The 21,705-nt window shown below is 66.2% G+C and carries 22 protein-coding genes; 18 read left to right on the top strand and 4 right to left on the bottom strand.

Annotated features, from left to right (window positions below; all coding sequences use genetic code 11):
- Nucleotides 1-24: 24 nt before the first annotated feature.
- Nucleotides 25-303 carry a transposase gene (locus QMO14_RS22195; protein WP_012436224.1) on the bottom strand — a complete coding sequence of 93 codons (279 nt, stop codon included), beginning with the start codon at nucleotides 301-303 and terminating at the stop codon, nucleotides 25-27.
- A 267-nt stretch (nucleotides 304-570) separates the two neighbouring features.
- Between QMO14_RS22195 and QMO14_RS22200 the strand changes: the two genes are divergently transcribed.
- The 18 genes from QMO14_RS22200 (at nucleotide 571) to QMO14_RS22285 (ending at nucleotide 18,885) form a co-directional block, all read left to right on the top strand.
- Nucleotides 571-1,938 carry an MFS transporter gene (locus QMO14_RS22200; RefSeq protein ID WP_012436225.1) on the top strand — a complete coding sequence of 456 codons (1,368 nt, stop codon included), beginning with the start codon at nucleotides 571-573 and terminating at the stop codon, nucleotides 1,936-1,938.
- Between the two features lie 24 nt (nucleotides 1,939-1,962).
- A complete protein-coding gene (locus tag QMO14_RS22205; protein ID WP_012436226.1) occupies nucleotides 1,963-3,744 on the top strand; it encodes an acyl-CoA dehydrogenase in 1,782 nt (593 codons plus the stop codon).
- A gap of 24 nt (nucleotides 3,745-3,768) precedes the next feature.
- Nucleotides 3,769-4,518, top strand: coding sequence for an electron transfer flavoprotein subunit beta/FixA family protein (locus tag QMO14_RS22210; RefSeq protein ID WP_012436227.1), 750 nt, complete (start codon nucleotides 3,769-3,771; stop codon nucleotides 4,516-4,518).
- The gene (locus QMO14_RS22215; RefSeq protein ID WP_012436228.1) at nucleotides 4,519-5,451 is read left to right on the top strand and encodes an electron transfer flavoprotein subunit alpha/FixB family protein; all 933 of its coding nucleotides are present in this window, start codon (nucleotides 4,519-4,521) and stop codon (nucleotides 5,449-5,451) included.
- A gap of 17 nt (nucleotides 5,452-5,468) precedes the next feature.
- Nucleotides 5,469-6,383, top strand: coding sequence for a LysR family transcriptional regulator (locus QMO14_RS22220; protein ID WP_012436229.1), 915 nt, complete (start codon nucleotides 5,469-5,471; stop codon nucleotides 6,381-6,383).
- 25 nt (nucleotides 6,384-6,408) lie between these two features.
- Nucleotides 6,409-6,639: an EexN family lipoprotein gene (locus QMO14_RS22225; RefSeq protein ID WP_012436230.1), complete on the top strand. Its 231-nt coding sequence runs from the start codon at nucleotides 6,409-6,411 to the stop codon at nucleotides 6,637-6,639.
- 217 nt (nucleotides 6,640-6,856) lie between these two features.
- A complete protein-coding gene (locus tag QMO14_RS22230) occupies nucleotides 6,857-8,875 on the top strand; it encodes a conjugal transfer protein TraG (RefSeq protein ID WP_012436231.1) in 2,019 nt (672 codons plus the stop codon).
- Nucleotides 8,872-9,336: a CopG family transcriptional regulator gene (locus tag QMO14_RS22235; protein ID WP_012436232.1), complete on the top strand. Its 465-nt coding sequence runs from the start codon at nucleotides 8,872-8,874 to the stop codon at nucleotides 9,334-9,336. The genes QMO14_RS22230 and QMO14_RS22235 overlap by 4 nt, the downstream gene beginning before the upstream one ends.
- The gene (gene trbB, locus QMO14_RS22240; RefSeq protein ID WP_012436233.1) at nucleotides 9,333-10,370 is read left to right on the top strand and encodes a P-type conjugative transfer ATPase TrbB; all 1,038 of its coding nucleotides are present in this window, start codon (nucleotides 9,333-9,335) and stop codon (nucleotides 10,368-10,370) included. The genes QMO14_RS22235 and trbB overlap by 4 nt, the downstream gene beginning before the upstream one ends.
- Entirely contained in the window at nucleotides 10,367-10,759 is a 393-nt protein-coding gene (locus tag QMO14_RS22245; RefSeq protein WP_012436234.1) for a TrbC/VirB2 family protein, read from the top strand. Before trbB ends, QMO14_RS22245 begins: the two co-directional genes overlap by 4 nt.
- Nucleotides 10,756-11,040, top strand: a complete 285-nt coding sequence (locus QMO14_RS22250) for a VirB3 family type IV secretion system protein (RefSeq protein ID WP_012436235.1) — start codon at nucleotides 10,756-10,758, stop codon at nucleotides 11,038-11,040. The genes QMO14_RS22245 and QMO14_RS22250 overlap by 4 nt, the downstream gene beginning before the upstream one ends.
- Nucleotides 11,041-11,059: 19 nt before the next feature.
- A complete protein-coding gene (trbE, locus tag QMO14_RS22255) occupies nucleotides 11,060-13,537 on the top strand; it encodes a conjugal transfer protein TrbE (protein WP_012436236.1) in 2,478 nt (825 codons plus the stop codon).
- Nucleotides 13,534-14,289 (top strand): P-type conjugative transfer protein TrbJ, encoded by a 756-nt coding sequence (gene trbJ, locus QMO14_RS22260; RefSeq protein ID WP_012436237.1) that lies wholly within the window; start codon nucleotides 13,534-13,536, stop codon nucleotides 14,287-14,289. Before trbE ends, trbJ begins: the two co-directional genes overlap by 4 nt.
- A 12-nt stretch (nucleotides 14,290-14,301) precedes the next feature.
- Nucleotides 14,302-15,654 (top strand): P-type conjugative transfer protein TrbL, encoded by a 1,353-nt coding sequence (gene trbL / locus QMO14_RS22265; RefSeq protein WP_301509812.1) that lies wholly within the window; start codon nucleotides 14,302-14,304, stop codon nucleotides 15,652-15,654.
- An 18-nt stretch (nucleotides 15,655-15,672) separates the two neighbouring features.
- Nucleotides 15,673-16,377: a conjugal transfer protein TrbF gene (gene trbF / locus QMO14_RS22270; protein ID WP_012436239.1), complete on the top strand. Its 705-nt coding sequence runs from the start codon at nucleotides 15,673-15,675 to the stop codon at nucleotides 16,375-16,377.
- Nucleotides 16,374-17,369 (top strand): P-type conjugative transfer protein TrbG, encoded by a 996-nt coding sequence (gene trbG / locus QMO14_RS22275; protein ID WP_012436240.1) that lies wholly within the window; start codon nucleotides 16,374-16,376, stop codon nucleotides 17,367-17,369. Before trbF ends, trbG begins: the two co-directional genes overlap by 4 nt.
- Before the next feature lie 2 nt (nucleotides 17,370-17,371).
- Nucleotides 17,372-18,643 (top strand): TrbI/VirB10 family protein, encoded by a 1,272-nt coding sequence (locus QMO14_RS22280; protein ID WP_301509813.1) that lies wholly within the window; start codon nucleotides 17,372-17,374, stop codon nucleotides 18,641-18,643.
- Nucleotides 18,640-18,885: a DUF2274 domain-containing protein gene (locus QMO14_RS22285; RefSeq protein ID WP_012436242.1), complete on the top strand. Its 246-nt coding sequence runs from the start codon at nucleotides 18,640-18,642 to the stop codon at nucleotides 18,883-18,885. Before QMO14_RS22280 ends, QMO14_RS22285 begins: the two co-directional genes overlap by 4 nt.
- A gap of 282 nt (nucleotides 18,886-19,167) precedes the next feature.
- Here QMO14_RS22285 and QMO14_RS22290 read toward each other — a convergent pair whose 3' ends face one another.
- The 3 genes from QMO14_RS22290 to arsB all read right to left on the bottom strand — a co-directional run bounded on the left by QMO14_RS22290 (nucleotide 19,168) and on the right by arsB (nucleotide 21,701).
- On the bottom strand, nucleotides 19,168-19,680 hold the full coding sequence (locus QMO14_RS22290; RefSeq protein WP_301509814.1) for a hypothetical protein: 513 nt from the start codon (nucleotides 19,678-19,680) through the stop codon (nucleotides 19,168-19,170).
- A 4-nt stretch (nucleotides 19,681-19,684) separates the two neighbouring features.
- Nucleotides 19,685-20,470 (bottom strand): exodeoxyribonuclease III, encoded by a 786-nt coding sequence (gene xth / locus QMO14_RS22295; RefSeq protein WP_301509815.1) that lies wholly within the window; start codon nucleotides 20,468-20,470, stop codon nucleotides 19,685-19,687.
- 148 nt (nucleotides 20,471-20,618) lie between these two features.
- Complete coding sequence (arsB, locus tag QMO14_RS22300; protein WP_301509816.1) at nucleotides 20,619-21,701, bottom strand: ACR3 family arsenite efflux transporter; 1,083 nt, start codon at nucleotides 21,699-21,701, stop codon at nucleotides 20,619-20,621.
- Between the last annotated feature and the right edge of the window lie 4 nt (nucleotides 21,702-21,705).

Here is a 21,705-nt window from a genome sequence, read left to right on the forward strand (position 1 = left end):
CCTTCCACAGATGCTCGACCGGGTTCAGCTCAAGGCTGGCAGAAACTCTAGGCGCATATTCTGTGGCACATCCAAGTGACCCGCGATGTGCCAACCCGCCTGATCCATGACCATCATGATGAACTCGACGGCATGGCGTCGCGCCATCTCGGCCAGGAACACCTGCATCGTCTCAGCGTTGGCCCAGGGCAGCACCAGAGAGTCAATCACGCCATCGTGCGTGCTGACGGCGGCGAAGGCGTACAGGGTCTGGCGTTGAGGCGTGCGCCGACGATGGGGCGTGAGCCCCTGGGCACCCAACACTGCCGGGGTGTTCCCAGCAGGCAGAAGCGCCCTTCGTGCTGGAATATCAGCCGCACGCGGCGACCATATTCAGCTTGACGCCTGACCTCTTGGCGCACTTGAACAGTGCTCTCAGAAAGGGGCCGTTTGTCATTCGATCGGGGCGCTTCGTCATCGCGGCTCGCAGCACCGGCACCTAGGATTCCTTGTGTGCGCTGGACGACATGTAGCGGAGCGGCGATGACCGCCGCCCCACGATCCAGAGCCTAACTCAAAGGAGACAAACACGTGTGCCAAATCGACATGCAGAAGCTCGCCGACGACGCTCGCTTCAACCGCTTTCATGCCAAGGTGCTTCTGTGGTGCCTGTTGATTCTCATCATCGACGGCTATGACATCGCCGTGGTGGGCATCGCCCTGCCGTCCATCATGCAGCAGATGGGCGTGAACGCATCGACTGCCGGTTTCATGGCCAGTTCGGCCCTGTTCGGCATGATGTTCGGCGCCATGGTTCTGGGCACGCTGTCCGACCGGATTGGTCGGCGCTGGGCCCTCTCCATTGGCGTCATGCTGTTCAGCGTGTTCACCGCGGCCGCCGGATTCACCAAGGATCCCATCAGCTTCAGCGTGGTGCGCTTCATCGCGGGCCTGGGGATTGGCGGTGTGCTGCCGGTCATCGTGGCACAGATGGTCGAGTACTCGCCCAAGAAGATCCGCAGCCTGATGACGGCGCTGATGACTTCGGGCTACGCACTGGGCGGCATCCTGGCCGCGGTGCTCGGCAAGCAGCTGATCGGCGAGTACGGCTGGCAGGTCGTTTTCATCGCAGCGGGTGTGCCGGTCCTGCTGATTCCGTTCATCTTGAAGCTGGTGCCGGAATCAATGACCTACCTGATCTCGCGCAGCCGCAACGGCGAACTGGCCGAAGTGGCCCGTAATCTCCAGCCGGGAGTCAAGCACCCGGCGGACGCCCAGTTCGTCGTGCCCACCGCCGACCGCGTGGCGGGTGCGCCGGTCTCCCGGCTGTTCCAGGACGGGCGAGGCCCGAGCACGGTGCTGTTCTGGATCGCCTTCTTCTCGGGCCTGTTCATGGTCTATGCGCTCAGCAGCTGGCTGACCAAGCTGATGGCTATGGCTGGCTACAGCCTGGGGTCTGCCCTCAGCTTCGTGATCGCGCTGAACGTTGGCGCCATCATCGGTGCCGTGGGAGGCGGGTGGCTCGCCGACAAGTTCAACATCAAGTGGGTGCTGGTGGGGATGTATGCGCTGGGCGGCGTGCTGCTGTACCTGATGACGTTCCAGACCTCGACCGAGCTGCGTTATCTGATCATCGGCGCGGTCGGCGCCTGCACCACCGGCGCGCAATTGGTGGCCTATGCCTACTGCGGGCAGTTTTACCCGATGTCCATCCGCTCGACCGGCATCGGCATGGCCTCCGGCGTGGGGCGCCTGGGCGCGATCGCGGCGCCGCTGCTAATCGGCCAGATCGTTGCGCTTGAGCTGCCGCTGGAGCAGAACTTCCTGGTGATCGGGGCTTTCGGAATCATCGGCTCGATCGCCCTGGCGTTCATCAGGCATGGCGGCCCGGCGTCGGTGGGCCCGCAAGAGGCTGCACGCGAGTTGCGCCCGTCGCAACAGACGCCGCAAAACGCCTGATCGTAGCCATCAAGGAAATTCGCTGTGTCTGTCTACATAGCCCCCCTGCGCGAAATGCTGTTCGCCATGAAAGAGGTCGGCGGCCTGGACGCGATCTGCGCCCAGCCCGACCATGAAGAAACCACGCCCGACCTGGTCGAGGCCATCCTGCAGGAGGCGGCTAATTACGCCGCTGGCGTGCTGGATCCGCTCAACCGCCCCGGCGACGTGCAGGGCGCGCGCTGGCACGATGGTCGGGTCACGCCCGCCGACGGCTTTCGCGAAGCCTGGGCCAGCTTCTGCGAGAACGGCTGGAACGGCATGCCCGCTGCCACCGAATGGGGCGGCCAGGGCCTGCCCACGCTGGTCTCCACCGCCGTGCTGGAGATGTGGAAGTCGTCCAACCTCGCGTTCAGCCTGTGCCAGATGCTCACGCTGGGCGCGGTGGAGGCCATTGCGCACCATGGCAGCGACGCACTCCAGCGCCGCTTCCTGGCACCCATGGTCGAGGGCCGCTGGACGGGCACCATGAACCTCACCGAGCCCCAGGCCGGCTCTGACCTGGCCGCGCTGCGCAGCCGTGCCGTACACGAGGGCGACCACTACCACGTCAGCGGCAACAAGATCTTCATCACCTGGGGCGAGCACGACATGGCCGAGAACATCGTGCACCTGGTGCTGGCGCGCCTACCCGATGCGCCACCGGGGGTGAAAGGCATCTCGCTGTTCCTGTGCCCGAAGTACCTGGTCAACGACGATGGCACCCTGGGCGAACGCAACGACTTGGCCTGCACGTCGATTGAGCACAAGATGGGCATCCACGGCAGCCCCACGGCGTCGATGAGTTTTGGCGACAGCGGCGGCGCTATCGGCTACCTGGTCGGCGAGCCGCACCAGGGGCTGGCCTGCATGTTCACCATGATGAACCACGCGCGGCTGAACGTTGGCCTGGAAGGCGTGGGCATTTCCGAGCGCGCCTACCAGCGCGCACGCGCCTATGCGCTGGAGCGGGTGCAGGGCAAGCCGCTGATCAGCGGCAGCACCGCCATCGCAGGCCACCCGGACGTGCGGCGCATGCTGATGGACATGAAGGCCCGCACCGAGGCCATGCGCGCGCTGGCCTACTTCTGCGCCGGTCAGATGGACCGCGCCGCGGGCCACGCCGATGCGCAGGAGCGCGCGCAGGCGCAGGCCCTGGTCGGCCTGCTGATACCGGTGGTCAAAGGCTGGTGTACCGACAGCGCGCAGGGCATCACGTCCGACGGCGTGCAGGTGCATGGCGGCATGGGCTACGTCGAGGAAACCGGCGCCTCCCAGCACATGCGCGACGCGCGCATCACGACCATCTACGAAGGCACCACGGGCATCCAGGCCAACGACCTGATCGGCCGCAAGCTGGCACGCGAGGGCGGGCGCACGCTGAAGGCGCTGCTGGGCCGCATCGACGGCGATGCGCGCCGGTTGGTCGAATCGCCCGATGCAGTGCTGGCGCAGATCGGCCGCGCGTTGGCAGCCGCTGCCCAGGCGCTGGACGAAGCGGTCGACTGGCTGCTGGCCCACGACGGTCAACCCGCGCAGTGCGCGGCGGGCGCCGTGCCCTTCCTGCGGCTGGCGGGCACCGTGATCGGCGGCTGGCTGTCGGCGCGCATGGCCGAAGCCGCTACCGCGCAACTCGCGGCGGGCGCGGGCGATGCGGGCTTTCTCGGTACCAAGCGCGCCACAGCCAGCCATTACGCGGCGCATGTCCTGGTGCAGGCGCCGATGCTGCGCGACATCGTCACGGGCGGCGCCGCCAGCACGCTGGCCCTGGCGGACGATCAACTCTGAATGATCCTGAAAGGAAACCCTCCCATGAAAATCCTGGTTCCCGTCAAGCGGGTGGTTGACTACAACGTCAAGGTCCGCGTCAAGAGCGATGGCAGCGGCGTGGACATCGCCAATGTCAAGATGAGCATGAACCCCTTCGACGAGATTGCCGTCGAAGAGGCTGTGCGGCTCAGGGAGAAAGGCGCGGCAACGGAGATCGTCGCCGTCTCGTGCGGCGTGTCTCAATGCCAGGAGACGCTGCGCACCGCCATGGCCATCGGTGCCGACCGCGGCATCCTAGTCGAGACCAATGAAGAACTGCAGCCGCTGGCCGTGGCTAAGCTGCTTAAGGCCCTGATCGACAAGGAACAGCCCGGCCTCGTGATCCTGGGCAAGCAGGCCATCGACGACGACTGCAACCAGACCGGCCAGATGCTGGCGGCGCTGGCCGGTCTGCCGCAAGCCACCTTCGCCTCCAAGGTCGAGCTCGCCAGCGACAAGGCAGCCGTGACCCGCGAAGTGGACGGCGGCCTGGAAACCCTTAGCCTCACGCTGCCCGCGGTCATCACCGCCGACCTGCGTCTGAACGAACCGCGCTACGTCACCTTGCCCAACATCATGAAGGCCAAGAAAAAGCCGCTGGACACCATCAAGCCCGAAGACCTCGGCGTTCAAGTCGCCCCGCGCCTGAAGACCCTGAAGGTGACCGAACCCGCCAAGCGCGGCGCCGGCGTGAAGGTGGCTGACGTGGCCGCCCTGGTCGAAAAACTCAAGAACGAAGCGAAGGTGATCTAAATGTCGGTACTCGTTATTGCTGAACACGACAACGCATCCATCAAGGGCGCAACCCTGAACACCGTGACGGCTGCAGCCGCTTGCGGTGGCGACGTGCACGTGCTGGTGGCCGGCCACAATGCCGGCGCTGCCGCACAAGCCGCCGCCCAGATCGCCGGTGTCGCCAAGGTCATCCACGCCGACGCCGCAGGCTTGGCCCACGGCCTGGCCGAGAACGTGGCCGCCCAGGTGCTGGCCATCGCCGGCAACTATAGCCACATCCTGTTCCCGGCCACGGCCGGCGGCAAGAACGTGGCCCCCCGCGTGGCCGCCAAGCTCGACGTCGCCCAGATCAGCGACATCACCAAGGTGGTGAGCGCCGACACCTTCGAACGCCCCATCTACGCCGGCAATGCCATCGCCACCGTGCAAAGCAGCGACGCCACCAAAGTCATCACCGTGCGCACCACCGGCTTCGACGCCACAGCGGCGACCGGAGGCAACGCAGCAGTGGAAACGGCAACCGCAGCGGCAGACACCGGCAAGAGCAGCTACGTGGGCAGCGAAATCGCCAAGAGCGACCGGCCCGAACTGACGGCGGCCAAGATCATCGTCTCCGGCGGCCGTGCGCTGGGCAGCAAGGAAAAATTCGACGAAGTCATCACCCCGCTGGCCGACAAGCTGGGCGCGGCCATCGGCGCGAGCCGCGCGGCGGTGGATGCGGGCTACGCGCCCAATGACCTGCAGGTGGGCCAGACCGGCAAGATCGTGGCGCCGCAGCTGTACGTGGCGGCGGGCATCTCGGGGGCGATCCAGCACCTGGCGGGCATGAAGGACTCCAAGGTGATCGTGGCGATCAACAAGGACCCGGAGGCGCCGATCTTCAGCGTGGCCGACTACGGGCTGGAGGCGGACCTGTTCGCGGCTGTGCCGGAACTCGTCAAGGCCTTTTAACTTGGATGAGATACACCATGGAGCTTCGGCATTTGCGTTGCTTTATAGCGGTGGCCGAAGAACTTCACTTTGGCCGCGCAGCGGAAAAGCTGCACATCGATCAGTCCCCTTTGTCGCGCACCATCAAGGAGATAGAGGAAGAGCTCGGGGCGCAACTGTTCACGCGAACCACGCGAAGCACCCGCCTGACCTTTGCCGGAATGGCATTCCTGGAGCGGGTGCCGCGAATCTTCGAAGCTCTGAAACAGGCGTGTGACGGCGTCAAGTCCGCCGCCAGTGGGTTTCAGGGACAGTTGCGCATCGCTTTGTCCGATGGCATCACGCCCTCGCGAATGCCGACGCTGCTGGCACGGTGCCGAGAGGAAGATCCAGAGATTGACATTCGGTTATTTGAGATGCCGTTGGACCAACAGATCAAGGGTCTGCACGATGACCTGTATGACGTCGGCTTTTCGATGGCCGAAGAGGTGGGCGACGGCATTGTGGTCAGGCCTGCGTGGGAAGACGAGCTGATGGTGGCGGTCCCAGCTCGCCATCCTGTGCTGGCCCACAAGCACGTTCCGTTGGAAGAAGTGCTGCGCTATCCGCTGGCGCTATGCGATCCGGCGATATGCGAAGGCCATGCACGCCAAGTTGATCGCGTTTTGCAGCGCTACGAGCAACAGCCACTGATCGCCCAGCGCGTGGCGTCCTATGAGGTGATGATGACCTTAGTCTCCGCCGGATTGGCACTTGGTTTGGCGGGCGCCGCGCACATTGCATCCGGCCGTGGGCCAGGTGTTGTGGCCCGGCGCTTGGCGGGCAAGTCGCAGATGCTGGCCACGTATCTGCTGCACCGTGACGTGGAGCCCTCCGAAATGCTGGCTCGGTTCATCGCACGAGTGGACTCCATTGATTCGGCGGATGGCTCCAGCGCCGCCGAGGACTCCTGATCCACCTGCTGAAAGGACCCAAGCCATGCCCCGATTCCTGTCGCTGCTGATGGCCGCTGCACTGACAGCCTCCTGTGGGCCATCCCAACCGACGGAAACCGTGGACTTCCTCGTGGCCCATCCTGAGCGTCTCAAGGAAGTCCAGCGCCTGTGCAAGGAAGAGCGCGCGAAGGCCGGCGAAGAACTCTGCCGACGTGCCGCCGAGGCCGCGAATCGCCGCTTCTTTGGTGACCGGCCGGAGCAGAAGTCCCAATAAGGTAACCTTCCGTCGCGGCGCCGCGACAAAGTTCTCGCAGTTACCTCATCACGCCGCAGCGCGCTCGCGCATGCGGCATTTTTATTGTCTTCGCCACCGCAAGAAGTCTGGCTCTTTTGGCCTGAATCCCCGCCATAACGGTCTTTGACCGGCCTGCACGCTCGCCTTGATCCTCGGCACTACGGCACGTTCCTGTGCCGTAGTGGGAGGTTGACCAATGCAAGGAACGAACGTGCTGTTCGGTCAGATTGCCGTCGTCTTCGGCATCGTGATCGCTGGCGTATGGAGCGCCACGCAATGGACAGCAGCGGCCCTGGGCTACCAGCTACGCCTGGGCTCGCCGTGGTTCGACTTCTTCGGTACGCCGGTCTACCACCCCTGGGGCCTGTTCGAGTGGTGGTTCTTCTTCGACGCCTACGCGCCGCATATCTTCGACGCGGGCGGTGCCATTGCCGCAGGCAGCGGCCTGATCGCGATGGTAGTTGCCATCGGCATGTCGATCTGGCGCTCGCGCCAGTCCAAGCTGGTCACGACCTACGGCTCGGCCCGCTGGGCCAATGCGGAGGACATCCACAAGGCGGGCCTTGACCAGCCTGCGGGCGTGTTCCTCGGCCTGCATCGCCAGCAGTACCTGCGCCATGAAGGCCCGGAACACGTCCTGACATTCGCGCCCACCCGCTCGGGCAAAGGCGTGGGCCTGGTGGTTCCCACCTTGTTGAGCTGGCCTGCATCGGCCGTCATTCACGACATCAAGGGCGAGAACTGGAGCATCACCGCCGGCTGGCGCTCGCGCTTCTCGCATTGCCTGCTGTTCAACCCGACCGATGCGAAGTCGTCGGCCTACAACCCACTGCTGGAGGTGAGGCGCGGCGCGCACGAAGTGCGCGACGTGCAGAACATCGCAGACATTCTGGTCGATCCCGAAGGAGCACTGGAGCGGCGCAACCATTGGGAGAAGACCTCGCATGCGCTGCTGGTTGGGGCCATCCTGCACGTGCTCTACGCAGGCGAAGACAAGACGCTGCGCGGAGTCGCCAACTTCCTCAGCGACCCGGCCTGTCCCTTCGAGCTGACCCTGCATCGGATGATGACCACGCCGCACATCGGTGGTGGGCCGCATCTGGTGGTGGCATCGGCAGCGCGCGAAGTCCTGAACAAATCGGACAACGAGCGTTCCGGCGTGTTGAGCACCGCCATGTCATTCCTCGGCCTGTACCGCGACCCCACGGTGGCCGAAGTCACCTCGCGCTGCGACTGGCGCATTGCCGACCTGATCGCGGCCGAGCATCCGGTGTCGCTGTACCTGGTGGTGCCGCCTTCGGACATTTCGCGGACGAAACCGCTCATTCGCCTGATCCTCAACCAGATCGGGCGACGGCTGACGGAATCGCTCGACGGCAGCGACGGCATCGCGCGCCGCCACAAGCTGCTATTGATGCTCGACGAGTTCCCCGCGCTCGGACGGCTCGACTTCTTCGAGACGGCCCTGGCCTTCATGGCCGGCTACGGTATCCGCAGCTTCCTCATCGCCCAGTCGCTCAACCAGATTGACAAAGCCTACGGCCAGAACCATTCGATCCTGGACAACTGCCATGTCCGGGTGACGTTCGCCACCAACGACGAGCGCACCGCCAAGCGCATCTCCGAAACGCTGGGCACCGCGACCGAGCTGCGCGCGCAGCGCAACTACGCCGGCCACCGGCTCGCGCCATGGCTCGGGCATCTGATGGTGTCGCGCCAGGAGACGGCACGTCCGCTGCTCACGCCGGGCGAGGTAATGCAGCTTCCGCCCGACGAGGCCGTGGTGATGGTGTCCAGCGTGGCGCCCATCAAGGCCAAGAAGCTGCGCTACTACGCGGACAGCAATTTCAAGCGGCGCGTGCTTCCGCCGCCGGTGCTTGCAACCCTGTCCATGCAGGGGCGCTATGCCGATGTGCCACCGGAACGCGCCGACGACTGGAGCGGGCTGGCGATTCCCGCCATGCCGGTCGCACCGACGGCCGACGCCGCCGATGGGCTGGAGAACCTGGGTTCGGCCGACGACAGCGGCCCACGCCGCCAGCCCGAACTTTCCGAAGCCGTCACCTACGACCCCGACCTGGTTGCGCCCGCAGCCGACCTCGGGCTGCTCGATGACGACGACATGCCGCATCCCCTTCCTCGCCAGCTCGATCCGGCCCTGCAGCGCACGGCCCGGCTGGCTTCCCTCGACCCTGACGACGGAATCGACCTATGACCCAACACCGCCTCAATGTGTTCATCCAGCCGGAGCACAGCAAGCGGCTCGATGAACTGGCCGCCAAGAAGGGCGTGTCCAAGTCCAGCATCGTCGCGGCGGCCCTGGCCTCCTGGCTGTCGCCCGATGCGGCCGACCAGCGCGAGGCGGCAATTGCCAAGCGGCTGGACCGCCTGTCGCGCCACGCCGAGCGCCTGGAGCGCGACCAGAACATTGCCATCGAAACATTGGCGCTGTTCATCCGCTATTTCCTCACGGTGAGCACACCCGTGCCCGAGGCCCATCAGGATGCCGCTCGCGCCCAGGGCAAGGCCCGCTTCGAGCAGTTCGTCGAGCAGCTCGGTCGCCATTTGCTGCGCGGGCGCAGCCTGGTGCGGGATGTGGTGGAGGAACTGCACACCGATCCGACGCGACCGGAGGGCGCTGCGGCCGTCGCGGATGCCCAGGAGCGTGCCTTATGAGCGCCGTTCCTTCCTCCTTCACGGCCACCTCGCTGGATCGCCGCATCCAGATGCTGCGCACGGCCATGGGGCCGCTGATCGCTGCCGCGCTCGAAGACCCGGACGTGGTGGAAATCATGCTCAACCCCGATCGCACGCTCTGGGTGGATCGTCTGTCCACGGGCCGCGCGCCGATGGGCGTGGAACTGTCCGAGGCCGATGGCGAACGCATCATCCGCCTCGTTGCAGCTCACGTTGGCACGGAAGTTCATCGGGGCCAGCCGTTGTTGACGGCAGAGCTGCCCGAGACGGGCGAACGCTTCGAGGGCATCCTGCCGCCCGCCGCGCCGGGGCCGGCCTTCGCCTTGCGCAAGCGCGCCTTTGGCGTGATCCCACTGTCGCGCTACATCGAGGACGGAATGATGACCGCCGCGCAGGCGGGCCTGCTGGTGCGCGCCGTGCGCGAGCGCCAGAACATCCTGATCGCAGGCGGCACCAGCACGGGCAAGACCACGCTCGCCAATGCCTTGCTCGCCGAGATTGCCGCTACCGGTGACCGCGTGCTGGTGCTTGAAGACACGGTGGAGCTGCAATGCGCGGCGCGCGATCACGTACCGCTGCGCACGCGCCAGGGCGTGGTGTCGATGACCGAGCTGGTGCGCTCTTCCATGCGCCTGCGCCCGGATCGCGTGATCGTTGGCGAAGTGCGTGGTGCCGAGGCGCTGGATCTCATCAAGGTATGGGGCACGGGCCACCCCGGCGGCATCGCCACCATCCACGCCGGCTCCGCGCTGGGCGCGCTGCTGCGCCTGGAGCAACTGATTCTCGAAGTGGCGGAGAACCCGCCCCGTGCGCTGATCGCGGAAGCGGTCAACGTGGTCATCCACATCGCCGGGCGCGGACGCAAGCGCCGCATCGAGAGCATCGCCCGCGTCGTCGGCTTCGATGGCGCGGGCTACCAACTGGCGGATGCGCTGGAGGCTCCATTCCCGGAGCTGCTGTCGCAGTCCGACCTTTCTTCCCTGTCCCCTGACCAACCTGGAGAACTGCCATGACGCAGATGATCGTTCCTGCTTTCCGTATTTCTGCAAACCCGCTTGCCCTGCGCTGCCGTCCCGCGCGGCTGGATGGCTTGGCACGCCCAGCCCTGCAGGGCCTGATGCTCGCGGCGCTGATGCTGCTGCTCGCAGGCACCGCGCAGGCCGCCGGTTCCTCGATGCCTTGGGAGGGGCCGCTGCAATCCATCCTGGAGTCGATCCAGGGTCCGGTGGCCCGGATCATCGCGGTCATCATCATCATCGCCACGGGCCTGGCGCTGGCCTTCGGCGATACCTCGGGCGGTTTTCGCAAGCTGATCCAGATCGTCTTCGGTCTGTCGATCGCGTTTGCCGCGTCCTCGTTCTTCCTGTCGTTCTTCAGCTTCTCGGGCGGGGCTGTCGTATGAGCGCGGCCCACGATGGCGTGCAGGGGTTCGCTCCGGGGTTCGAAGTGCCACTGCACCGCTCGCTGACCGAGCCGATCCTGCTGGGCGGCGCGCCGCGCACGGTGGCGATTGCCAATGGCACCTTGGCCGCGGCCGTGGGCTTGGGCCTGCAACTGTGGATTCCGGGCCTGGTGCTCTGGATCGCCGGCCATGCGTTGGCGGTCTGGGGCGCGCGTGTCGATCCGCGGTTCATGCAAGTCTTCGCGCGCCATATCAAGCACCGGCCGCTGCTGGACGTGTAGGGGCAAAGGGAGATATCGCATGCTGAACCTTGCCGAATACCGCCAGCGCCCGGCCTTGCTGGCTGACTGGCTGCCTTGGGCCGGGCTGATCGCTCCGGGCGTCGTGCTGAATAAGGATGGCTCCTTCCAGCGCACGGCGCGCTTTCGGGGGCCAGACCTCGACAGTGCCACGCAGGGCGAGCTGATCTCTACGTCAGCACGGTTGAACAACGCGCTGCGCAGGCTGGGTTCGGGCTGGGCCTTGTTCATCGAAGCCGAGCGCCGGCCCGCCGCCAACTACCCGCACTCGGAGTTTCCCGAGCCGCTGTCGTGGCTGGTGGACGAGGAGCGACGGGCCGCCTTTGAGGACTTGGGCAATCACTTCGAGAGCGGCTACCACCTCACGCTGGTGTACCTGCCGCCCGAGGAGGCCCGTGCCCGTGCCGCGGGCCTGCTGTACGAGAACCGGCTGACCGAAGGCGTCGATTGGCGCGAGCGCCTGACTGCCTTCATCGCGGAGACGGAACGCATCTTTGACCTGCTCGACGGCGTGATGCCGGAGATCGCCTGGCTCGACGATAGCCAGACGCTGACCTACCTGCACGCCACCGTGTCTACACGGCGTTACCGCGTGGGCGTGCCCGAGGTGCCATTCCACCTCGATGCGCTGCTGGCCGACGCGCCGCTGATCGGTGGCTTGGCGCCGATGCTGGGCGACCAGCACCTGCGCGTGGTGTCGGTGCGCGGTTTTCCGATCTCGACTTGGCCGGGGATTCTGGACGACCTCAACCGTCTGGGCTTCGCGTATCGCTGGAGTACGCGCTTTCTCTGCCTGGACAAAGCCGAGGCGGAAAAAGAACTCGCCCGCCTGCGCCGTCAGTGGTTCGCCAAACGCAAGAACGTCATCGCGCTGCTGCGCGAGACGATCTTCCAGCAGGAAAGCCCGCTGGTCGATACCGACGCCAGCAACAAGGCCACCGATGCCGATGCCGCCTTGCAGGAGCTGGGCAGCGATCAAGTGGCCTTCGGCTACGTGACAGCGACCGTCACCGTCATGGACGCGGATGCCGCCGTGGCCAACGAGAAGCTGCGCAGGGTGGAGCGCGTCATCCAGGGGCGTGGCTTCGTCACCATCCCCGAAACGCTCAACGCCGTGGATGCGTGGCTGTCGTCCATTCCGGGCCATGCCTACGCCAACGTCCGCCAGCCCATCGTCTCCACGTTGAACCTGGCGCACCTGATGCCGGTGTCGGCGGTATGGGCCGGGCCGGAGAAGAACGCGCACCTCGACGGCCCGCCGCTGATCGTCACGCGCACTGAGGGCGCGACGCCGTTCCGGCTGGTGACGCACATCGGCGACGTGGGCCACACGCTGGTGGCTGGCCCTACGGGCATGGGCAAGTCGGTGCTGCTCGCCACCTTGGCGATGCAGTTTCGGCGCTATCGCGGCTCGCGCATCTTTGCCTTCGACATGGGGCGCTCGATGCGCGCCACCATCCTCGGGCTGGGTGGTGAGCACTACGACCTCGGGATGGATGGCGAGATCGCGTTTCAGCCTCTCGCCCGCATCGACCGCGAGGGCTACCGCACCTGGGCCGCCGAATGGATCGAAGGGCGCTTGCGGCATGAGAGCGTGGCCGTCGGCCCCGAAGAGAAGGCCGCTATCTGGTCGGCGCTCGGCAGTCTCGCCGGTGCGCCGATGGAACAGCGCACGATGACGGGCCTGTCGGTACTGCTGCAATCGAATGCGCTGCGCCAGGCGCTTGCGCCGTACGTGCTGGGCGGCGCCCACGGCAAGCTGCTGGATGCGGATTCGGATCGCCTGGGCGCTGGCTCCGTGCAGTGCTTCGAGATGGAGGAATTGATGCACAGCAAGGCCGCCGTCATGGCCGTGCTGCACTACCTCTTTGCGCGCTTCGATGAGCGCTTTGACGGTGCGCCCACGCTGCTGATCCTCGATGAAGCCTGGCTGTTCCTCGATGACCCGGTGTTTGCCGCGCGCATTCGCCAGTGGCTCAAGACGTTGCGCAAGAAGAACGTGTCGGTCATCTTCGCCACGCAGAGCCTGGCCGACATCAAGGATTCGAGCATCGCGCCCGCGATCATCGAAAGCTGCGCGAGCCGCATCTTCCTGCCGAACCCGCAGGCGACCGAGCCGCAGATTCGCACGATCTACGAAGGCTTTGGGCTGAACTTGCGCCAGATCGAGATCGTCGCCACCGCGCAGCCCAAGCGCGACTACTACTACCAATCCCGCCTCGGCAATCGCCTGTTCGACCTCGACCTGGGACCGGCGACGCTGGCCTTCGCGGGCGCATCCACGGCGCAGGACCAGCGCGACATCGACGCGGTGCTCGCTGCCGCCAGCACCTCCACACCTTCCGCTTCCACCCCGTTCGCAGCCGCATGGCTGCGCCACCGCAGCCTCGATTGGGCGGCCGATCTGCTGCGCGATTTCCCCGGCCCCGCGCCGGGTGCCGCCCCCATCCCCAGCCATTCCCAGGAGAACCTGCCATGAAACCCCATGCCCACAATCTCGCCGCGCTGACCACCGCCTGCGTGCTCGCCTTCGGCATTGCGCAGCCCGCGCATGCACTGTTCGGCGTTGGCGACATCGTGTTCGATCCGACCAATTTGGTGCAGAACACGCTCACCGCCGTTCGCACGCTGGAGCAGATCAACAACCAGATCCGCCAGCTCCAAAACGAAGCGCAGATGCTCATCAACCAGGCGCGCAACCTGGCCAGCCTGCCGTCCAGCGTGGTGGGCCAGCTGCGCGCCAACCTGGCGACCACCCAGCGGCTCATCGCCCAGGCCAAGGGCATGGCCTACGACGTGGCGAACATGGACCAGATGTTCCAGCGTCTGTACCCCGAACAGTACTCCGCCACCGTCAGCGGCAATCAGATGTACCGCGATGCGCAGGAGCGCTGGAAGAACACGCTCACTGGCCTTCAGACCACCATGCAGATGCAGGCCCAGGCTTCGCAGAACCTGAGCGATGACGAGGGCGTGCTGGCCGACCTCGTGGGCAAGAGCCAGTCCGCCGTGGGCGCTCTCCAGGCGATGCAGGCCATGAACCAGTTGCTGGCCCTGCAGGCCAAGCAGTCCATTCAGACCCAGCGCTTGCAGATCACGCAGGACCGCGCGGCCTCGCTGGAGCTGGCGCGGCAGGCCGCCGCAGTGGAGCGTGGCCGCGAGGTGAATCGGCGCTTCGTGGGCACTGGCACGCCGTACACGCCGCAGCCCGTGAACTTCTACAGCCGCTGACGGAGCCGGGCCATGAACGACGTTTCGGTCATCGACCGCTTCCTCGACGTTTTCTCGCGCTACATCGACTCGGGATTCGGCCTGGTGCAGGGCGAGGTGGCGTTCCTGACCGCAACGTTGATCGTCATCGACATGACGTTGGCCGKGCTGTTCTGGGCGATGGGGCATGCCACCGGCCAGGGCGAGGACGTGATCGCCAAGCTGATCCGCAAGGTGCTATACGTGGGTGCTTTCGCCTACATCATCGGCAACTTCAACACCCTGGCGGGCATCCTGTTCCGTTCCTTCGCCGGGCTGGGCCTGACGGCCAGCGGCTCGACCTTGAGCATGGGCAACTTCCTGCAGCCGGGACGGCTGGCCAAGGCCGGCATCGACGCGGCGGCGCCCATCCTCGACCAGATCCGGGAGATGGCGGGCTTCCCCGAGGTGTTCATCAATATCGCGCCCATCGTCGTGCTGTTCCTCGCGTGGCTGGTGGTCATCGTCAGCTTCTTCGTGCTGGCGGTGCAGCTCTTCGTCACGCTGATCGAGTTCAAGCTGACCACGCTCGCGGGCTTCGTGCTCGTGCCGTTCGCCCTCTGGAACAAGACGGCGTTCCTAGTCGAGAAGGTGTTGGGCAATGTGGTGTCGTCCGGCATCAAGGTGCTGGTGCTGGCGGTGATCGTGGGCATTGGTTCGGGGCTGTTCGCGGAGTTTCAGGTACAGCCCGCCGAGCCATCCATCGACCACTCCGTGGTCGTGATGCTGGCCTCGCTGACGCTGCTGGCCTTGGGCATTTTCGGGCCGGGCATTGCGACCGGGCTGGTGTCCGGCGGGCCGCAACTCGGCGCGGGTGCGATGGCCGGTGCGGCGCTGGGCGCGGCCGGCGCTGCCGTTGCCGTGGGCGCTGCGGCCACGGGCGTCGGCGGCGCAGTCGCCGCCGGGGCGCGCATGGCGCCCGCAGCCGCCAAGCTGGCCGGTAGCGGAGCGCGTGCCGCCACCGGAGCCGCGAGCAGCGCCCGGTCAGCGTTTCAGGCAGGTTCTGCATCCGCCGGCGGTGGCCTCAAGGGCGCTGCCGCCGGCGTGGGCAATGTCGCCAAGACCGGCGCGCAGGCGGCCGGGCAGAAGGTGGCCTATGGCGCGCGTTCGATGAAGGAGCGCATGGCGGCGGCCTTTCGACCCGACGACGCCGGATCGGCGTCTGGGGCCGGTGCCGCCCAGGCGGCAAACGAGCCAACCCCATCCACCGAACAACCCGCCTGGGCCAAGCGCCTGCACCGCAGGCAGCAACTCACCCATGCCGCTACGACCGCCGCCCACACGCTGCGCGGCGGCGATGGCGGCAGCTCCAGCCAGGGGCCAAGCCTGCGCGATTCCGAATCCTGATCTTCAAGGAGAACTCCCATGCGATTCAAACGACCGCAGGTGCGCTACGCCGACACGCCGCAGCCTGCCACCCCGTACCAATCCGCCGCGCAAGTCTGGGACGAGCGCATCGGCTCGGCCCGCGTGCAGGCTAGAAACTGGCGTTTCATGGCCTTTGGCTGCCTCACCTTGGCCGTGCTGATGGCCGGTGGTCTGGTCTGGCGCTCCGCGCAATCCATCGTCACGCCCTACGTCATCGAGGTGGATAACGCGGGCCAGGTGCGCGCGGTCGGCGAGGCCGCCACGCCGTACCGGCCCAGCGATGCGCAGATCGCCTACCACCTGGGCCGCTTCATCGGCCTGGTGCGCAGCCTGTCCATCGACCCCATCGTGGTGCGGCAGAACTGGCTCGATGCCTACGACTACACGACCGACAAGGGCGCTGTTGTGCTCAACGAGTACGCCCGCGTGAACGATCCGTTCGCGCGCATCGGCAAGGAGTCAGTGACGGTGCAGATCACCAGCGTGACCCGCGCCAGTGACACGTCTTTCAACGTGCGCTGGACGGAGACGCGCTTCGTCAATGGCGCGCTGGATCGCACCGAACGCTGGAACGCCGTGGTTTCCATCGTGCAGCAGACGCCGCGCACCGAGCAGCGCCTGCGCAAGAACCCCCTGGGCATCTACGTCAACGGCCTGTCGTGGAGCCGCGAACTGGAAGGAAACGAAGGAGCAAAACCATGAATGATCTTTTCCGTAAATCCGTCTTGCCGGTGATGCTTCTGGCTTCGACCGTGCTGTTCTCTGGCTGCGCCACGCAGGGCAAGCCGCCGCCGACCATTTCGCTTGATGAGCCGGTACAGGCCCAGCCGCTGCCAGAGCCGCCTGCGCCTGTGGAGGTGGTGACCGTGCCGCAGGTGCTGCCGATGCCGGCGCAGATGAAAAGTGTGCCGGATGCCAAGCCCACGCCGGAACCCGCCGATGAAACCGTGCGCGTGTCCCGCGCCAATGCCGAAGCGCGCATTGCACCGACGCGCGAGGGCTACGTCAACGCAATTCAAGTCTGGCCCTTCACGGACGGCGCGCTGTATCAGGTCTATGCGGCCGTAGGCCGCGTGACGGTAATCGCGCTCCAGCCCGGTGAGGAGCTGGTGACGGTGGCGGCGGGCGACACGGTACGCTGGATCGTCGGGGACACATCGAGCGGCAGCGGTGATGCGCTGCGCGTCAATGTGATGGTCAAGCCGATCCGCTCGGGGTTGAAGACGAATCTGGTCATCACCACCAGCCGGCGCACCTACCTGCTGGAACTGACATCGACAGAGAAGACGTGGATGGCGTCGGTGTCCTGGGAATATCCCAAGGACAAGATGCTGGCCTTGCAGCGCCAGTCGCAGGCGGCCAGCGCCGCCGCGCCGGTCGATACCGGCCTGTCGCTGGAGAAGATCCGCTTCCGCTACGCCGTGTCGGGCAGCAATCCGCCGTGGAAGCCGCTGCGCGCCTTCGATGACGGCGAGAAGGTCTATATCCAGTTCCCGCCGGGCATCGCGCAAGGCGAGTTGCCGCCCTTGTTCGTGATCGGCGCGCAGGGCGACGGGCAACTGGTGAACTACCGTTTCCGCCCGCCGTACTACATCGTGGATCGGCTGTTCGGCGCGGCCGAACTGCGCCTGGGCGGTGATGGCGGTGACGTGGTGCGGATCGAGCGCACGGATGGCGTGGCGCGGAGGAACTGACCATGAGCCAGGACGACACTCCTGACCTCGCCGCGCCGCAGGCGGGCAAGGTAGCACCCGAGGCGGTGGCGCTGCGCGCCCAGCCGCGTCCGGTCACACGCTTGAACCGGCGCACGCTGGCCATCCTCGTCGGCGGCCTGTCGGTCGCCGTGCTGGGGGCCACGATCTGGTCATTGCAGCCGCATCGGCGTGGCGCGGGCGAGCAGACCGAGCTGTACAACGTCGATCGCGTGTCGAAGTCCGAAGGGCTGGATGGCCTGCCGGCCGACTACTCGAAGCTGCCGCCGAAGGTGCCCGAGCTGGGGCCGCCGCTGCCGGGCGATCTCGGCCCGGCCATCGTGAAGTCGCAGCAGCCGGTGACGCCGACGTATGCGCCACCGGGGCACGACCCGGAGGATGCACGGCGCAAGGAGGCTGATGCGGCGGCGGGTTCGTCGGTGTTCTTCCGCTCGGGCAACCAGGGCAAGGCCGCCGCACCGGGAACAGCGCAAGCCGCTGCGGYTGCGCCTGGCAGCGCCTTGGCCGGCTTCGACCCGCTGGCCGCCGGGCCAGCCTCGACGGCGGCCCAGCCTGCCGACCCCACCGCGGTGCAGAACCGGCAAGACCAGAAAGAGGCGTTCCTGAAAGGCGGTTCTACGGAAACCCGCAACTCCGGCAATCTGCAAATGCCGGTCTCGCCGTATCAGGTCATGGCGGGAACGGTGATCGCCGGGGCGCTGGTGACGGGCATCAAGTCGGACTTGCCGGGCGACGTGATCGTCACGGTGACGGAGCCGGTCTACGACACGGCCACGGGCAAGTTTCTGCTGATCCCCCAAGGCTCGCGCATCCTGGGCAAATACAACAGCCAGGTGAGCTACGGGCAGAGCCGCGTGCAGGTGGTGTGGAACCGCGTCATCCTGCCGGACACGTCTTCGCTGAAGCTCGACAACCTCGCGGGCACCGACCCGGCCGGTTACGCCGGCCTGGAGGATGGCGTCGATTGGCACTGGGATCGCGTCTTCGCGGGTGCGGCGTTGACCACGTTGCTGGGCGTGGGTGCCGAGTTGGCCGCGCCGGAGAACCGGCAGAACGGCAACCGGATCGTGATCGCCGGWCGCGACAGCGCGCAGGACAGCATCAACCAGGTCGGCCAGGAGATGATCCGGCGCAACATGAACATCCAGCCGACGCTGACCGAACGGCCGGGCCTGCCGGTGCGGATCATCGTCAATCGCGATCTGGTGTTGCGGCCGTACCAGCCACTGTTCTTCAATCGGGGTGCAATGCGATGAGCGCGACCAAGAGGCTGCGGCTCGGGCCGCTGCCCAAGACCGAGAATGTGAAGCTGACCTTCGCTTGCCCGGCCAGCCTGAAAGCCGACCTCGACCGCTACGCCGCGTTGCACGCGCAGGCATACGGCAAAGCGGTCGATGCGACGACGTTGATTCCGCACATGCTGGAGGCGTTCATGGCGGGGGATCGGGGATTCAGGAAGGGAAGCGGGAGCAAGGCCGCACCGCCGAAGTCGGGTTGACGATGCGGGCGTATCCGCCATCCACTCACCAAGAAGGCGCAGCCCACTGGCTGCGCTTTCGCTTTTGAGGAGCTTTCTGGGAGTGCAGGACTATGACGACCGATGCGACCTTGCCTGCTGCGGTGCCCTTGCGCTTACCACCGCGAAGCGCCTATGCGACACCTAGCTCGAAAAGCAGCAAGAGCACACAACGGCTGAAATCTAGCCTAACCTACTACCCCATAAGACCTTTTGCCCCGCTGCATGTCTGCATGGAAGACTTGACAGCGGACATTTTTCATTTCAGCGGCTTCTCTGCCCCTGGGTCAGCGAGTCGATCTGGAACTTGTCGCTCCTGTCCCAGAGCCAGGTGTCCACGTAGGTGTGGCCTCCGAGCTTGCCCGGGTTGGGCAGGGGAGACGCGGCCTTGATCATTTCCGCGATCATCGGCGCCACTTCCGGCGCGTGGCTCGGCGTGCGGCTGAAGGTGACGTTGACCACCTTGCCCGTCGCATCGATGTCGGTCTCCACCACCACCACGGCATACATCAGCGGCGGCAGCTTGCCCTTGTAGATGCGGCTCGCGTATTTGTTGTAGAGGTGGCGTGCGCCGATCTTGCGATAGGCGCGCACGGCGGGCGTCTGCGCGGTGATGAGCCGCACGGTCGGCACCTCGCGGCCGCTGGTCGCGGTCTCGCCCGTGGGCGGGGTCGCGGTGTCCTTGTCGTCTTCCCTGGCCTTGTCCGACGGCTTCAGCAGCGAGCAGGCCGAGAGCATCAGCGCGATGGCGACCAGCGCCAGTTTGCGCGCGGCCATGGCCTCAGGCACCCTGGTCCAGGTCGAGCACCACCGGCGCGTGGTCGCTGGGCTTTTCCCACTTGCGCGGCACGCGGTCGATGACGCAGCCCTTCACGCGCGGCACCAGCGGCTCGCTCACCAGGATGTGGTCGATGCGCAGGCCGCGGTTCTTCTGGTAGCCCAGCATGCGGTAGTCCCACCACGAGTAGCTCTTCTCGGGCTGCTCGAACATGCGGAAGCTGTCTTTCAGGCCCAGGTCGAGGAGCGCCTTGAAGTGGTTGCGCTCTTCGGTCGTGTGGTGGATCGTTTCCTTCAGGCCAACGGGGTCGAAGCTGTCGCGGTCCTCGGGCGTGATGTTGAAGTCGCCCAGCAGCACGAGGTTCGGGTTGGCCGCCAGTTCCTGCCGCAGCGCGTCGCGCAGCGCGTCGAGCCACTTCATCTTGTATTCGAACTTGTCCGTGCCTGGCGCCTGGCCGTTGACGAAGTAGCCGTTGACCACGCGCAGCGGGCCCGAGGGCGTCTCCACCGTGGCCGCGATCACGCGCGACTGGTCGTCGCTGAAGCCGGTGATGTTCTTCACCACGTCGCGCACCGGCGCAAGGCTCAGGATCGCGACGCCGTTGTAGGTCTTCTGGCCGAACACCGCGGCCTCGTAGCCGGCCGACTTCAGCACGTCGAGCGGGAATTTGTCATCCGTCATCTTCAGCTCCTGCAGGCACAGCACGTCGACCGGGTTGGCGATGAGCCAGTCGAGCACGTGCTGCAGGCGCGCGGTGAGGGAGTTGACGTTCCAGGTGGCTATGCGCAAGTGATTCTCCAAAGGGGTTGATTGCGCCGATTTCTATCAGCGATGAATCGACTCATCCGATTTTCGGGCGTCCGGTTTTGTATCCGGTTGTCGCTTTCCCCTGTAGGCCGATGGCCCCCGGGGCAGGGCATGGTGCCACAGGCGTTCGTCAGCGCGGCAGCCCCCGCTCGTACCAATCCCGGGACCGGGTCACGATGGACACGACGGCCAGCATGACGGGCACTTCGATCAGTACCCCGACGACCGTGGCCAGCGCCGCGCCCGACTGGAAGCCGAAGAGGCTGATGGCTGTTGCGACGGCCAGCTCGAAGAAGTTGCTCGCGCCGATCAGCGCCGATGGCCCCGCGACGCAGTGCGCCACGCCGAGCTTGCGGTTCAGCAGGTAGGCCAGCCCCGAGTTCAGCACCACCTGGCAGAGGATCGGCACGGCCAGCAGCGCGATCACCAGCGGCTGCGCGATGATCGCCTCGCCCTGGAACGCGAAGAGCAGCACCAGCGTCAGCAGCAGCGCGCCGATGGACCAGCGGCCGAGGCGGGCGCCCACGGCCTGCAGCTGCGCCTGGCCCTTCTTCAGGAGATGGCGGCGCAGCATCTGCGCGATGGCGACTGGCACCACGATGTACAGGCCCACCGAGATCAGCAGCGTGGCCCAGGGCACCGTGATCGACGACAGCCCCAGCAGAAGCGCCACCAGCGGAGCGAAGCCGACGACCATCAGCGCGTCGTTGAGCGCGACCTGCGACAGCGTGAAGTACGGATCGCCCCGGCAGAGCTGGCTCCACACGAAGACCATCGCGGTGCAGGGCGCCGCCGCGAGCAGGATCAGGCCGGCCACGTAGCTGTCGATCTGGTCCGCCGGCAGCAGCGGCGCGAACGCGTGGCGCACGAAGAGCCAGCCCAGCAGCGCCATCGAGAACGGCTTGACGAACCAGTTGACCACCAGCGTCACGCCGATGCCACGCCAATGCGCCTTGACCTGCCCGAGCGCTGCGAAGTCGATCTTCAGGAGCATCGGCACGATCATCACCCAGATGAGCAGGCCCACCGGCAGGTTGACCTTGGCGACTTCGAGGCGCGCCACCGCCTGGAATGCGGCCGGAAACCATTGGCCCAGTGCCACGCCGGCGACGATGCACAGCGCCACCCATACGGTGAGGTAGCGCTCGAAGCCGCCGATGGAAGGCTGCGCGGCGGGCTGGTCCGCGCGGGCCGGTGCGATGGAGGACGACATCGCG

The sequence above is a fragment of the Variovorax sp. CAN15 genome (genome assembly GCF_030462475.1).
GTDB lineage: Bacteria > Pseudomonadota > Gammaproteobacteria > Burkholderiales > Burkholderiaceae_C > Variovorax.